This window comes from Pelagibacterium nitratireducens, from assembly GCF_037044555.1.
GTDB classification, from domain to species: Bacteria; Pseudomonadota; Alphaproteobacteria; order Rhizobiales; family Devosiaceae; genus Pelagibacterium; species Pelagibacterium nitratireducens.
The window spans coordinates 14,712-27,839 of record NZ_CP146275.1 but is presented as its reverse complement, the minus strand read 5'-3'; the positions used below and the strand labels follow the sequence as shown (position 1 = coordinate 27,839).

Sequence of the window (13,128 nt, the reverse complement as noted above, 5' to 3'; positions counted from 1 at the left end):
GGATGACGATCGGGAATTTGGAGAATTTTCCCCCACTACCTCTGCTGTCATCCCGGCCTTGAGCCGGGATCCAGTAAACTCAGCACAAATTGGGATCGTGCCCGCACGCCCCATCGAATTGCCGGCCCCCCGCCCATGAGCCTCTTTCGCAACACCATGAGCGTGGGCGGGCTTACCCTGCTCTCGCGCGTTTTCGGCTTTGTCCGTGACGCGCTGATCGCCGCCGTTCTCGGTATCGGCCCCGCCGCCGATGCCTTCCAGGCCGCCTTCCGCCTGCCCAATCTGTTCCGGCGCCTGTTTGCCGAAGGGGCATTCAATACCGCCTTCGTTCCCATGTTTTCCGGCGCGCTGGAAACCGATGGGACGGACGGTGCCAAAAAACTGGCCGGCCGCATCATGAGCTGGCTGGTCGCCGCTATTCTGATCGTCACCATCCTCGCCGAAATCTTCATGGAGCCGGTGATGATGGTGTTCGTCCCCGGTTTTGTGGCCGATCCCGAAAAATTCGAGCTGACGGTTTTTCTCTCGCGCATCATGTTTCCCTATCTCGCCTGCATGTCGCTCATGGCGGCCTATGGCGCGATCCTCAATTCGCTGGGCAAATTCTTTGCCGCCGCCTTCGCTCCGGTGCTCTTGAACCTCGTCAACATCGCTGTTCTGGTCCCCCTTGCCGTCTGGACGCTGGAGAACCCCGCCGATGTCGCCTTCTGGCTCGGGGTTGCGGCCATGGCCGGCGGTGTCGCGCAACTGGCTCTGGTGTTTTTCACCATCCGCCGCGCCGGCTTCCTGCCCGCCATCGGCATACCGCGCTATACCGATGAAGTGCGCCGCTTCTGGCTGCTGGCGCTGCCGGCCATCGCGGCGGGCGGTATCATCCAGATCAATATTTTCGTGGGCACCGTCATCGCTTCCCAGGCCGATGCCGCCATCGCGATTATCGCCAACGCCGACAGGCTTTATCAGCTTCCCCTCGGCATCATCGGCATCGCCATCGGCACGGTGCTGCTGCCCGAGCTTTCGCGCCACCTCTCTTCGGGCCGCGACGTCGAGGCCCGGGCGTCCCAAAGCCAGGCCCTCCAGCTTTCCATGGTCCTGACCCTGCCCGCCGCAGTCGCGCTCTTTGCGCTGGCCGAACCCATCGTGCGGGTCCTGTTCGAGCGCGGCGCCTTCGATGCGACGGCAACGGTTGCCGTCTCCCACACGCTGATGGGCTTTTCGCTCGGCCTGCCGGCCTTCGTGCTGGTCCGCGTTCTCCAGCCGGGCTTTTTCTCACGCAAGGACACCAGGACCCCGACGCTGATTGCCGGGGTGTCGCTGGTGGTCAACATCGCCATTTCGCTGGCCCTGTTCCCGCACCTCCAACACATCGGCATCGCGCTGGCCACTTCGACCTCCGCATGGGTCAATGTGGGCCTACTCGTCCTGTTCCTGGCCCGGCGCGGCCATTTCCGGCTCGCAGGCGGCGAGGGTCTGACCCTTGCCGGCACGCTCGGCGTCGCCATTGTCATGGGGTTGGCGCTGTGGGGGCTGGCTCTTTTTGCCGGCCCGGTCTTTGCCCCGGGCTTTTTCTTCCCGCTTCAGGCGCTGGCCCTGCTTGCCATCTGCGCTCTGGGCGCCGGGCTTTATTTCGCGCTGCTCCATGTCAGCGGCGTCCAGCCGCTCGGCGCGGTTCTCGGGCGCTTGCGGCGGCGGCGCTGAGGCTCTAAACCCTTGTGCTGCCCGTTTCCGGGCATGTTTCGTCAAACATTAAGGGACCGTAAGTCCAATGCCTTTCACCGATCGCGTCTTTTCCGGCATCAAGCCCTCGGGCGATCTGCATCTCGGCAATTATCTCGGCGCCATCCGCCGTTTCGTGCCGCTGCAGAACGATTTCGAGTGCATCTATTGCGTCGTCGATATGCATGCGATCACCGTCTGGCAGGACCCCGCCGATCTCAAGCGCTGGACCTATGAAATCGCCGCCGCCTATATCGCGGCCGGCGTCGATCCTTCCGCCCACATCATCTTCAACCAGTCCCAGGTTGCCGAACACGCCGAACTGGCCTGGGTATTCAATTGCGTGGCGCGCATGGGTTGGATGAGCCGCATGACCCAGTTCAAGGACAAGGCGGGCAAAAATTCCGAAAACGTCTCGCTGGGCCTGTTCGCCTACCCTTCGCTGATGGCCGCCGACATCCTGCTCTATAAGGGTACTCACGTTCCGGTCGGCGAGGATCAGAAACAGCATCTCGAACTCTCCCGCGACATCGCCGCCAAGTTCAATCACGACTTTGCCCCCTCGATCGCCGCCAACGGGCTCGACGAGGCGTATTTCCCGCTCCCCGAACCGGTCATCACCGGCCCGGCCACACGGGTGATGAGCCTGCGCGATGGGACAAAGAAGATGAGCAAGTCCGAATCCGGCTCGGACATGGCCACCATCTATCTGATGGACGACGCCGAAACGATCACCAGAAAGATCAAGAAGGCCAAGTCCGACGCCGACGCGTTGCCCAGTGAAGAAAAGGGCCTGGAAAACCGTCCCGAAGCGGCCAATCTGGTCGGCATCTACGCCGCGCTTTCGGACAAATCGGTCGCCGAGGTGCTGGCCGAATATGGCGGACAAGGGTTCGGCGCCTTCAAGCCCGCCCTTGCCGATCTCGCCGTTTCGGTTCTCGCCCCCCAGGCCGACGAAATGCGCCGGCTGGTCGCCGACCCGGCCCAGATCGAAACCATCCTGCGCAATGGCGCCGACAGGGCCCGCGAGATCGCCGCGAAAACCATGCTCGAAGTCCGCGACATTGTGGGCTTTATTCGCTGAGCACAATTGGACATCATGGAGCCACTTGCGCGCCCATCGCGCGCTGTGGCAGCATCGCCATCCCTAAATCAGCTCCGGACAAAAGCGCTTGCCCGACACCCAGGATCGCTACGACGACGAATACAAACGCAAGTTCCTGGTCGTCGTGGACGAAAGCCCCGAATGCGCCAAGGCGGTCACCTTTGCCGCCCTGCGCGTGCGCCGTACCGGCGGCACAGTGGCCTTGCTCTCGATCATCGAGCCCGACAATTTCCAGCACTGGCTGGGTGTCGAAGAGGTGATGCGCGCCGAGGCCTACGAAAATATCGAAGCGCTGCAGGCCCGCTACGCCGCCAACATCGCCGCCTTCGGTTCGATCAAGGTCGAACGCGTGATTCGCGAGGGCAAAAAGACCGACGCCATCGAGGCCCACATCGCCGAGGACCCCGCCGTCGCCATTCTCGTGCTCGCGGCCGCGGATTCCTCGGAAGGCCCCGGCCCTCTCGTTGCCTCGATCGCCGCACGCGGCGCCAACGCGTTCCGCGTTCCGGTCACCGTGGTTCCCGGCACCATTTCGGACGCCGATCTCGCCGCATTGTGCTGAATGGGGTCATGCCCGCTGGTGTAGCGGCCTATCCCGGCCCTGGACCCAGCCCCGTCAAACCCACCCGCTGTCACCCCGGCCTTCGCCCGGGATGACGATGGTGGAAGATGCCACCCCCGCGCCGCCGCACCCTCCCAGCCTCTTGCATTTGTCTGCAAAAGGATTATCTTCCAAACCAACTTGGAATAATTCTAAAGAGCCTCGAGAGGCGGAAAAATGTTCATCCAGACCGAAGCTACCCCCAATCCGGCAACGCTCAAATTCCTCCCCGGCCGCGACGTGCTGCCCGGCGAACCGCGCGATTTCCGCGACGCCGATATGGCCCGCAACTCCCCGCTCGCTTCGGCCCTGTTTTCCGTCGATGGTGTTTCGGGTGTGTTTCTGGGCTCCGATTTCGTATCGGTGACCAAGGACGAACCCATTGATTGGGCGCACATAAAGCCCGCCATTCTGGGCGCCGTCATGGAACATTTCATGAGCGGCAAGCCCATTCTCGCCGAAGGCGCAGCGTCCGAGCCTGTCGATACGGGCGATGAATTTTTCGAAGATGATGACGCCGAAACCGTCGAAGTCATCAAGGAACTCCTCGCTACCCGCGTCCGCCCCGCAGTCGCCATGGACGGCGGCGACATTACCTTCAAGGGGTATAAGGAAGGCACGGTCTTCCTGCACATGCAGGGCGCCTGCTCGGGCTGCCCGTCATCGACCGCGACGCTCAAATCGGGCATCGAAAACCTGCTGCGTCATTTCGTTCCCGGCGTTGAACAGGTTCAGCAGATCTAAAAACCTGCGTTCAAATCATACCAATAGGCCTCACGCCTTACGGGGCTGCCAACGCAGCCACACAAAAACCCCGCAAGCCCAAACCGCTTGCGGGGTTTTTCGTTTCGGCCTATCGAAACCGCCATGAGCACGCCCGTCACCCTTGCCATTGATACAGCCCGCGACCGCCTGCAACTGGCGCTTGTCTTGTCGAACGGCACCCTGGAAACCGAAATTCGCGACATCGCAAAGGGTCACGCCGAAATCATCTTCGGCGCCATCGGGACGCTTCTGGACCGGTGCGGGCTGACCTATAACGCCCTCAGTCGCATTGCGGTTTCCACCGGCCCCGGCTCGTTTACCGGCCTGCGCATCGGCCTTTCGACAGCCCGAGGGCTCGGCCTTGCGCTCGATATCCCGGTCATCGGCATCCCCTCTCTGCTCGCCCTTTCGCTCTCGCGCCAGGGGCCGTGCGAATTGATCGTCGATGCCAAGCGCGGCGAAGCCTATCGCCAGAGCTTTTCGGCCCCCGGCAAGCCACGTGACAAGGCAGACCTCGTCGATCTCAAACAGATCCTCCAGGTCGCCGCCCGCACAACGCCGGACGATCCGATGATCGATATCGCGCGTATGGCCGCTTTTGCCTCCCGCGCGCGCGCCATCGATTTCCCCCCCGATCCCACCTATATCCGCGCCGCCGACGCCAAACCCCAGCTCGGCTTCGGGGTGGCACGCAAATGAATTTCTGGACGGCCCCCAACGGCCTGCACATCGCGCGCGGCGAAACCCGCGACGCTGCCGCTCTGGCAAAACTGCATGCCCAGGGCTTTTATCGCGGCTGGCCCACGTCCGATTTCGCAGCCTATCTTGCCGATCCCAAAACCACCCCCGCCTATATCGCAACCGACGCCAAACGCATCATTTCCGGCTTTGCCATGCTGCGCATTTCCGGCGACGAGAGCGAATTGCTCACCATAGCGGTGGATCCCAGAAAACGCAGCCGCGGTCTCGGGCGCGCGCTGCTTGGCGCGGCCTTTGCCGATCTGGCCATGAGCCCGGTCAGAACGCTCTTTCTCGAAGTCGATGAAACCAACGCGCCGGCCATCGCGCTCTATCGGCGCTTCGGCTTTGCCGATATCGGCACCCGCAAGGGCTATTACCCGAAGCCCGATGGCAGCGCCGCCACCGCCCTTGTCATGGCCGCGCCGATCGGCTAACCCGATCACCTATCGGCACAGATGCGCGAGGCGGGCATGGGCAACGAGCCTTTCACCGAAGCAACGCTTGAAGAGCAATGCGTGACGCGCAACATGCGCATGACCGACCAGCGCCGGGTGATCGCCCGCGTCCTCGAAGCGGCCACAGACCACCCCGACGTCGAAGAGCTCTACCGCCGCGCCTCGGCCATCGATCCGCGCATTTCGCTCTCCACGGTCTATCGGACCGTCAATCTGTTCGAGGAAGCGGGGCTTGTCACCAAGCACGATTTCAAGGACGGCCGCGCCCGGTTCGAGCAGATCCCCGACGAACACCACGATCATCTGATCGACATCCGCTCGGGCAAGGTCATCGAATTCCGCAACGAAGAGATCGAGGCCATTCAGGAAGTGATCGCCAAAAAGCTCGGCTACAAGCTTGTCGACCACCGCCTCGAACTTTACGCAATTCCCCTGAAGGACAAGACCAGGGACAGCTAGAGCGTGTCCAGCATAAGTGGAGCGGTTTTTGCAGTTCGGACGCGCGAGAAAACCAGGGTTTAGAGCCAAGGATTTGAGTCAATCAAATCCTGAACGGCTCTAGGGAGAGCCCCGTGGCCCTGCGCCTTGTGTTTTTTGGGCTTGTCGTCCTGCCCTTCACCCTTTTGGGCCTGCCGATCCAGTTTGTGATCGTGCGAACGGGCCTGCCGGGCTGGCAATTTCTGCCTTCGATCTTTTTCAAGCTCCTCGCTTTCACTCTGGGCCTGCGCGTGGCGCTGGCCGGTCAACCGCTGGCAAAGGGCCCCGTTCTCGTCGTCGCCAACCATATTGGCTGGCTCGATATCATCGCCGTCGCCAGCAAAGTCCCGGTGAGCTTCGTTGCCAAGTCCGATGTGGCCCGCTGGCCCCTGATCGGCACCCTGGCCAGAATGCACAAAACCGTCTTCGTCGACCGCGCCCGCCGCACCGACACCCGCCGCACCGCGGCCGAAATGAGCGCCCGCATCGCCCAAGGGGTTCCCGTGCTGTTGTTTGCTGAAGGCACCTCCGGCATCGGCACCCATGTGCTGCCGTTCCGTTCGGCCCTTGTCGGCGCCGCCCCAAAGGACGGCGCGAGCATCCAGCCCCTCGCCATCGCCTATACCAAAATCTCCGGCCTCCCCCTCTCGCGGTCCGAACGCCGCCAGATCGCCTGGATCGGCGATATGGGTATCACGGACAATCTCGCCGCCATCCTCGGATCGGGCCCCAAGGATGTGGTTCTCGCCTTCGGCGCGCCCATACCCGCCACGATCGATCGCAAACTTGTCGCAAAACGGGCCCAAACCACTGTCCGGCGCATGCTCAACGCCCTCAATCGCGCTGACCCTTTGCCAAGAGATGGGGAAGTGGTGTAAACCGCGCCCATGAGCGACAAACAGCCAGATCTCCCCAACGCCAAGAAGGTCTTCATCAAGACCTATGGCTGCCAGATGAACGTCTATGACAGCGATCGGATGACCGACGCGCTGGCCCCGCACGGCTATACGCCGACCTCGGAGATGGGCGAGGCCGATCTGGTGCTTTTGAACACCTGCCACATCCGCGAAAAGGCCGCCGAAAAGGTCTATTCCGAACTCGGCCGCATCCGCGATTTCCGAAATGAGCGCGAGCCCGGCGCCAAAAAAATGCTGATCGGGGTGGCCGGCTGCGTGGCCCAGGCCGAGGGCGAGGAAATCATGGCCCGCGCCCCGGCGGTGGACCTGGTCTTTGGCCCGCAATCCTATCACCGCCTGCCCGAACTTCTCTCGAAGGCGCAAAACGGCCGGGTCATCGACACCGATTTCCCCGAGGAAGACAAATTCGCCCATCTTCCGGCGCCAAAAAAGGAAGTGACCATTTCCCGCGGCCTGACGGCATTTTTGACCGTTCAGGAAGGGTGCGACAAATTCTGCTCGTTCTGCGTCGTCCCCTATACGCGCGGCGCTGAAGTCTCCCGCCCCGTCGCACAGGTTCTCGCCGAGGCGCGCGGGCTGGCCGATGCCGGGGTGCGCGAAATCACCCTTCTGGGCCAGAACGTCAACGCCTATCACGGGTTGGATGGAAACGGTCACAGCGTCAGCCTGGGCGCGCTCTGCCACATGCTGGCCGAAATCGATGGCATCGAGCGCATCCGCTATACCACCTCGCACCCGCGCGACATGGATGACGAACTGATCGCCGCCCACCGCGATCTGCCCCAGTTGATGCCCTATCTCCATCTGCCGGTGCAGTCGGGCTCGGATTCGATCCTCAAAGCCATGAACCGGCGCCACACCGCTGCCGAATATTTCGAGATCATCGACCGCATTCGCGCCGCCCGCCCCGATATGGCGCTCTCGGGCGATTTCATCGTCGGTTTCCCCGGTGAGACCGATGCCGATTTCGAAGCGACAGTGGATATGGTCAGAAAGATCGGCTACGCCTCGGCCTTCTCGTTCAAATATTCCACCCGCCCGGGCACGCCGGGCGCGCAGATGGACAATCAGATCGAAGAACACGTCAAGGCCGAGCGCCTCGAAGTGCTGCAGGCCGAAATCACCCGCCAGTCGCAAAAATTCAACGCCGGCTGTGTGGGCATGACCTTGCCGGTGCTCATCGAAAAGCCCGGCCGCAATCCCGGTCAGGTGGCGGGCCGCTCGCCCTATCTGCAGGCGGTCCATATCAGTGCCGATCAAAGCCTGATCGGCCAGATCCTGCCGGTCGAAATCATCGCTCAGGCAAAAAATTCGCTCGAAGGCACAATTGTCACAGCGGATCGAATCGCGGTCTGATAGCCTTACCCTTGTTAAGAGTCGCAACGCTGCCTTGGAGCTCCCGCGTTTGACACGGAATTTGCGGTCGCAACCCGACCAGTCCGCCGCCGCCCATCTCGAACTGGCGTTCGAAGACAATCGGCTCGTCTCCCAATTGTATGGCGAATTCGACCAGAACCTGGCGCTCATCGAGCAGCGCTTGGGGGTCCAGGCCAATTCGCGCGGCAATCATGTGATGTTGCGCGGTGGCGCCAACGCCGTCGACCAAGCGCGCCGAGCGCTTGAATCGCTCTACGACATGCTCGAAGAGGGCAAGGCCGTCGGCCCCGCCGATGTGGATGGCGTCATCCGCATGGTTCAGTCCGAGGACAGCCAGCTCTCGCTCCCCACGCTCGAAAAGCGCGGCAAGGTGCGCATGGCCCAGATCGCCACGCGCAAGGCCACCATCGTCGCCCGCAATCCGGCCCAGGATGGCTATATTCGCGCCATGGACCGCTTCGAGATGGTGTTCGGCGTCGGCCCCGCGGGCACCGGCAAGACCTATCTCGCCGTCGCGCATGCGGCGACCCTTCTCGAGCGCGGCGAAATCAATCGCATCATCCTCTCCCGCCCCGCCGTGGAAGCGGGCGAGCGTCTCGGCTTTCTGCCCGGCGACATGAAGGAAAAGGTCGATCCCTATCTCCGGCCCCTTTACGACGCGCTCTACGACATGATGCAGCCCGAAGTGGTCGAGCGCTGCATAGCGTCCGGGGCCATCGAAGTGGCTCCGCTCGCCTTCATGCGCGGGCGCACCCTGGCCAATTCCGCCGTCATTTTGGACGAGGCCCAGAACACCACTTCGATGCAGATGAAGATGTTTCTGACCCGGCTGGGTGAAAATTCGAAAATGATCATCACCGGCGATCCCACCCAGGTCGATCTGCCGCGTGGCGAAAAATCGGGGCTGGTCGAGGCCCTCCATCTTCTCTCCGATGTCGAAGGCATTCACACGACGCGCTTTACCGACAAGGACGTTGTGCGCCACGCTCTGGTTGCGCGCATCGTGCGGGCCTATGAAGGCGCAACCGGCAAGAGCCCGGCCTCCGAAGGAAAGCTCGAGGTTTGACGCCCGAACTGTCCGTCGAGATCAATCTCGAGGCCGGGGACTGGCCGCAAACCCTCCAGCCCCTCGCCGAAACGGTCCTCGGTGCGGCGCTGGAAAATTCGGGCTTTGCAATCGATGGCCCCTGCGAAATCTCGGTGCTCTTGACCGACAATCGCTCCCAGCAGGCGCTCAACCGCGAGTGGCGCGGCAAGGACAAGCCGACAAATGTGCTCTCGTTTCCCGCGCTCGAGGCCGACGATCCCATAGAAGGTCTTCTGGGTGACATATCGCTCGCTTATGAGACATTGGTGGCCGAAGCCGACGATCTCGAAAAGCCTTTTGAGCACCATTTCGCCCATCTTCTGGTGCATGGAATGCTCCATGTTTTGGGCTATGACCACGAAACCGAAGACGAAGCCCTTGCCATGGAGGCAAGAGAAACAGATATTATGGAGCTGCTGGGGTATCCAGACCCCTATGATGGTCAGGTTCTTTTGAACGACTGATCTTTGCGCAACAAGATACGGAGTGCCGACGGTTGGGCCGAAAAAACAAACGCCCGCCGCACCCCAAATGACCGATAGCGATCAATCTAGCGCCGCGGCGCGCCGGCCGCATCGCCCTGAGGGCGACCAGACACAGTCAACTTCAAGCGACAACAAGCCATCGCTATGGGCGCGGATTCGTGCCCATCTGCCGGGCAGACCCGCGTCCTTGCGCACCGATCTCAAGGAAGCGCTCGAGGGCCCGTTCCTGTCCACCGACACGACATTTTCCGCATCCGAGCGTGCCATTTTGCAAAATGTGCTCAAGCTCGGCGAATTGCGCGTCGAGGATGTCATGGTGCCCCGCGCCGATATCGAGGCCGTCGATTCCAGCGTCAATGTCGGCTATGTCATCGACCGCTTCCGCCAGGTCGGCCATTCGCGCATGCCCGTCTATGAGGAGAGCCTCGACAATGTCGCGGGTATGATTCACATCAAGGACGTACTTGAAAAGGTCACCGAGCCGGCCAAATCGGCCGCCCCGACCGCCGGCAATGGCTCGAACGGCCACAACACTCAAAGCCCGGTCAAATTCGTCACCCCGACGCTCAAACAGCGCATCGGCAAGCTCGACCTGGTGCGCAAGGTGCTCTTCGTGCCCCCCTCGATGCCCGTAACCGATCTTCTGGCCTCCATGCAGGCCACCCGCATGCATATGGCGGTGGTGATCGACGAATATGGCGGCACCGACGGGCTGGTCACCATCGAGGATCTGCTCGAAGCGGTGGTTGGCGACATCGAGGATGAGCATGACGAGAGCGAAGCTTCGATGCTGCGCACGGTCGATGAGGACAGTTTCATCGCCGATGCCCGCGTGGAGCTTGTCGATCTGATCGAGGCCATCGGCTCCGATTTCGATCCCGGTGAATATGCCGAGGAAGTCGATACTCTGGGCGGGCTCATGGTGGCCATGCTCGGCCGCGTGCCGGTACGGGGCGAAGTGGTCTCCAAGCTCAAGGGCTTTGAATTCGAGATCACCCGCGCCGATGCCCGCCGGGTCAAGCAGGTCCGCATCACCCGCCGCCGCCGCAAGCAGCGGCTGTTGATCGCCGGTCCCAAGAGCGAGAGCCCGTCACATCCCGAACCTGAAAACCAGCAGGCGGCGGAATAGTGCGCTTCCGGCAAAAGTGGATGCCACTTTTGCCGGAAGGACGATGCAAAAAAGGGCTTATTTGGCCGCTAGCGCGGCTTTGAGCCTTTCGATCATCTCTTCCCGCTCTGAATCCGATTGCGCGGCACGCAGCGCGTCTGACAGCGCAATCATCAGTTCGGCATAGCCATTGTGCCAGTCATGACCGATCTGGCTGGTTTCGATCCGCCCGGTGCCTGTCGCCACGATCCGGCTGGTGCCGCCAGCTTGCAACGCCACCCGGTCATCGAGCTCTGGAGCGATGATCTGGTCGCCGGCCAGCCCCAACGCCATGGCCGCTTTGCGCAGCGCAGCCCGTTCTTCGTCCTCGCCATGGGTCAGAAACAGCGTCCCATGGATGGGCAGCCGCCCCTTGATCCAGGCGATGAGTTCGGAATGATCGGCATGGGCCGAATAATTGTCGATCGAGCGGATTTTGGCGCGGACTGGGACTTGCGATCCGTGAATGGTCACCTCCCTGGCCCCCGACTGGATAACCTGCCCCAGAGAGCCGCGCGCCTGATGGCCGACGAACAGCACCGTCGCATTGTGGCGGATCAGATTGTTGCGCAAATGGTGCTTGATCCGCCCCGCATCGGCCATGCCCGAGGCCGAAATGATAATGGCGCCGCCGGCAATCATGTTGATTGCCTTGGACTCCTCGACGCTCTCGGTGATCGAAAAGCGTGGATTGTTGAACAATTGCTCGGGGGAAAGTTCGAGATCGTCGAACTCGTGGGCGTATCGGGCAAAGACCTGCGTTACCCGCCGCGCCAGTGGGGAGTCGAGAAACACCCGCTTGGGACTGATCGTCCCGTCTTCGATCAGCGTCCCGATATCGTGCAGCAATTCCTGACTGCGCTCCACGGCAAAGGCCGGGATCACCAGATTGCCGCCGCGGTCCAGCGCCGCGTTGATTTCCTCAGCCAGCGCCGCGCGGCGTGTTTCCAGCGTGTAATCGGCCCGTTCGCGCCCGCCGTAGGTTGATTCGCAAATCACATAGTCGAAATCGGAAGGGGCGCCTGGCTTGAGATAGAAAACCTTTTCGTCAGGCCCCAGATCCCCCGAAAACAACAAGCGCACCGGCTTGCCGTTGTCCTCGACCTCGATTTCGATGGAAGCCGACCCAAGGATGTGCCCGGCATTCCAGAACCGCGCCCGAACTCCCGGTCCGGGCTCTATCCATTCGCCGTAGGGATGATCGGACCGGTGTTTGAGCGCCTCCTCGGCATTTGCCAAGGTATAGAGGGGCGGCACGGGCGCTTCGCCCCGGCGCCGGCGCTTCTTGTTTTCGCGCTCAGCCTCGCTTTCCTGGATGCTCGCCCCATCGGCCAGAAGATATTCGATCAGCCCATTGGTCGCCGCCGTTGCGTGCAGCGGCCCGCGATATCCCTTGGCATACAGTCGCGGCACCAGCCCCACATGGTCGATATGGGCATGGGTCAAAAGGACGAAATCGATCGCTCCCGGATCAAACGGGAACGGCTTTTCGTTGAGCTCGCGCTCGGTCTTGGTGCCCTGAAACAGTCCGCAATCGACAAGAAAGTTGCCCCTGTCGTGGACGATCCGGTAGCACGACCCCGTAACGGTGCCCGCCGCACCGTTAAAGCTCAGCTCGACGGCCATGGAGGTCTCCTGGGATGGTCTGAGTAACGATCAGCGCGGAGCGCGCTTGGCGAGAATGCGTTGCAGCGTGCGCCGGTGCATGTTGAGCCGCCGCGCCGTCTCCGAAACATTGCGGTCGCAAAGCTCATAGACCCGCTGGATATGCTCCCAGCGCACACGGTCCGCCGACATGGGGTTTTCGGGGGCCTCGGGCTTGATATCGTCCTCGCCGGCCAAAAGCGCCTTGACGATATCGTCGGCGTCGGCCGGCTTGGCGAGATAATCTACGGCCCCCAGTTTGACCGCCGTGACGGCGGTGGCAATATTGCCATAACCGGTCAGAACCACGGCACGGGCGTCGGGCCGGTTTTCGTGCAGCGCCTGAACCACGGTCAGCCCGTTTCCGTCCTCGAGCCGCAGATCGACCACCGCAAAGGCCGGACTGTTGGCTTTGACCGCCGCCAGCCCGCCAGCCACCGTATCGGCGATCGAAACGATAAAGCCGCGCTTGTCCATCGCCCTTTCGAGCCGGGTCAGGAAGGGCTTGTCGTCGTCGACCAGCAGCAGGGTGCGCTCGGTGTCGGGAAGCTCGGAAATCTCTGTCATTGGCCTTGATCCTCTCGCGTCTTGCTTATGGCCAATTGTGGCGA

The 13,128-nt window shown here is 62.1% G+C and carries 14 protein-coding genes; 12 read left to right on the top strand and 2 right to left on the bottom strand.

Annotated elements, in window-relative coordinates; genetic code table 11:
• The first annotated feature begins 135 nt into the window (after window positions 1-135).
• The 12 genes from murJ to V6617_RS00070 all read left to right on the top strand — a co-directional run bounded on the left by murJ (window position 136) and on the right by V6617_RS00070 (window position 10,855).
• The gene (gene murJ, locus V6617_RS00125) at window positions 136-1,698 is read left to right on the top strand and encodes a murein biosynthesis integral membrane protein MurJ (protein ID WP_338608347.1); all 1,563 of its coding nucleotides are present in this window, start codon (window positions 136-138) and stop codon (window positions 1,696-1,698) included.
• Window positions 1,699-1,765: 67 nt separating this feature from the next.
• Complete coding sequence (gene trpS / locus V6617_RS00120) at window positions 1,766-2,800, top strand: tryptophan--tRNA ligase (protein ID WP_338608346.1); 1,035 nt, start codon at window positions 1,766-1,768, stop codon at window positions 2,798-2,800.
• A gap of 88 nt (window positions 2,801-2,888) precedes the next feature.
• Window positions 2,889-3,383 (top strand): universal stress protein, encoded by a 495-nt coding sequence (locus V6617_RS00115; RefSeq protein WP_338608345.1) that lies wholly within the window; start codon window positions 2,889-2,891, stop codon window positions 3,381-3,383.
• Between the two features lie 216 nt (window positions 3,384-3,599).
• A complete protein-coding gene (locus V6617_RS00110; RefSeq protein WP_338608344.1) occupies window positions 3,600-4,166 on the top strand; it encodes a NifU family protein in 567 nt (188 codons plus the stop codon).
• A 123-nt stretch (window positions 4,167-4,289) separates the two neighbouring features.
• Window positions 4,290-4,886 (top strand): tRNA (adenosine(37)-N6)-threonylcarbamoyltransferase complex dimerization subunit type 1 TsaB, encoded by a 597-nt coding sequence (gene tsaB / locus V6617_RS00105; RefSeq protein WP_338608343.1) that lies wholly within the window; start codon window positions 4,290-4,292, stop codon window positions 4,884-4,886.
• A complete protein-coding gene (gene rimI / locus V6617_RS00100) occupies window positions 4,883-5,362 on the top strand; it encodes a ribosomal protein S18-alanine N-acetyltransferase (protein WP_338608342.1) in 480 nt (159 codons plus the stop codon). Before tsaB ends, rimI begins: the two co-directional genes overlap by 4 nt.
• A gap of 36 nt (window positions 5,363-5,398) precedes the next feature.
• Window positions 5,399-5,842, top strand: a complete 444-nt coding sequence (locus tag V6617_RS00095; RefSeq protein WP_338608341.1) for a Fur family transcriptional regulator — start codon at window positions 5,399-5,401, stop codon at window positions 5,840-5,842.
• A gap of 113 nt (window positions 5,843-5,955) precedes the next feature.
• The gene (locus tag V6617_RS00090; RefSeq protein ID WP_338608340.1) at window positions 5,956-6,738 is read left to right on the top strand and encodes a lysophospholipid acyltransferase family protein; all 783 of its coding nucleotides are present in this window, start codon (window positions 5,956-5,958) and stop codon (window positions 6,736-6,738) included.
• Window positions 6,739-6,747: 9 nt separating this feature from the next.
• On the top strand, window positions 6,748-8,133 hold the full coding sequence (gene miaB / locus V6617_RS00085) for a tRNA (N6-isopentenyl adenosine(37)-C2)-methylthiotransferase MiaB (RefSeq protein WP_338608339.1): 1,386 nt from the start codon (window positions 6,748-6,750) through the stop codon (window positions 8,131-8,133).
• 49 nt (window positions 8,134-8,182) lie between these two features.
• On the top strand, window positions 8,183-9,220 hold the full coding sequence (locus V6617_RS00080) for a PhoH family protein (RefSeq protein ID WP_338608338.1): 1,038 nt from the start codon (window positions 8,183-8,185) through the stop codon (window positions 9,218-9,220).
• Window positions 9,217-9,705, top strand: coding sequence for an rRNA maturation RNase YbeY (gene ybeY, locus V6617_RS00075; RefSeq protein ID WP_338608337.1), 489 nt, complete (start codon window positions 9,217-9,219; stop codon window positions 9,703-9,705). The genes V6617_RS00080 and ybeY overlap by 4 nt, the downstream gene beginning before the upstream one ends.
• A gap of 67 nt (window positions 9,706-9,772) precedes the next feature.
• Window positions 9,773-10,855, top strand: coding sequence for a hemolysin family protein (locus V6617_RS00070; protein ID WP_338608336.1), 1,083 nt, complete (start codon window positions 9,773-9,775; stop codon window positions 10,853-10,855).
• Window positions 10,856-10,912: 57 nt separating this feature from the next.
• Here the strand turns inward: V6617_RS00070 and V6617_RS00065 are convergent, their stop codons facing one another.
• Both V6617_RS00065 and V6617_RS00060 read right to left on the bottom strand, forming a co-directional pair.
• Window positions 10,913-12,499 (bottom strand): MBL fold metallo-hydrolase, encoded by a 1,587-nt coding sequence (locus V6617_RS00065; RefSeq protein WP_338608335.1) that lies wholly within the window; start codon window positions 12,497-12,499, stop codon window positions 10,913-10,915.
• Between the two features lie 30 nt (window positions 12,500-12,529).
• Window positions 12,530-13,084: an ActR/PrrA/RegA family redox response regulator transcription factor gene (locus V6617_RS00060; RefSeq protein ID WP_338608334.1), complete on the bottom strand. Its 555-nt coding sequence runs from the start codon at window positions 13,082-13,084 to the stop codon at window positions 12,530-12,532.
• Between the last annotated feature and the right edge of the window lie 44 nt (window positions 13,085-13,128).

Excerpts from the sequence above, each read along its gene's own strand:
- murJ (WP_338608347.1), top strand. The coding sequence starts at position 136 with ATGAGCCTCTTTCGCAACACCATGAGCGTGGGCGGGCTTACCCTGCTC.
- trpS (WP_338608346.1), top strand. The coding sequence starts at position 1,766 with ATGCCTTTCACCGATCGCGTCTTTTCCGGCATCAAGCCCTCGGGCGAT.
- V6617_RS00110 (WP_338608344.1), top strand. The coding sequence starts at position 3,600 with ATGTTCATCCAGACCGAAGCTACCCCCAATCCGGCAACGCTCAAATTC.
- tsaB (WP_338608343.1), top strand. The coding sequence starts at position 4,290 with ATGAGCACGCCCGTCACCCTTGCCATTGATACAGCCCGCGACCGCCTG.
- rimI (WP_338608342.1), top strand. The coding sequence starts at position 4,883 with ATGAATTTCTGGACGGCCCCCAACGGCCTGCACATCGCGCGCGGCGAA.
- V6617_RS00095 (WP_338608341.1), top strand. The coding sequence starts at position 5,399 with ATGGGCAACGAGCCTTTCACCGAAGCAACGCTTGAAGAGCAATGCGTG.
- miaB (WP_338608339.1), top strand. The coding sequence starts at position 6,748 with ATGAGCGACAAACAGCCAGATCTCCCCAACGCCAAGAAGGTCTTCATC.
- V6617_RS00070 (WP_338608336.1), top strand. The coding sequence starts at position 9,773 with ATGACCGATAGCGATCAATCTAGCGCCGCGGCGCGCCGGCCGCATCGC.
- V6617_RS00065 (WP_338608335.1), bottom strand. The coding sequence starts at position 12,499 with ATGGCCGTCGAGCTGAGCTTTAACGGTGCGGCGGGCACCGTTACGGGG.
- V6617_RS00060 (WP_338608334.1), bottom strand. The coding sequence starts at position 13,084 with ATGACAGAGATTTCCGAGCTTCCCGACACCGAGCGCACCCTGCTGCTG.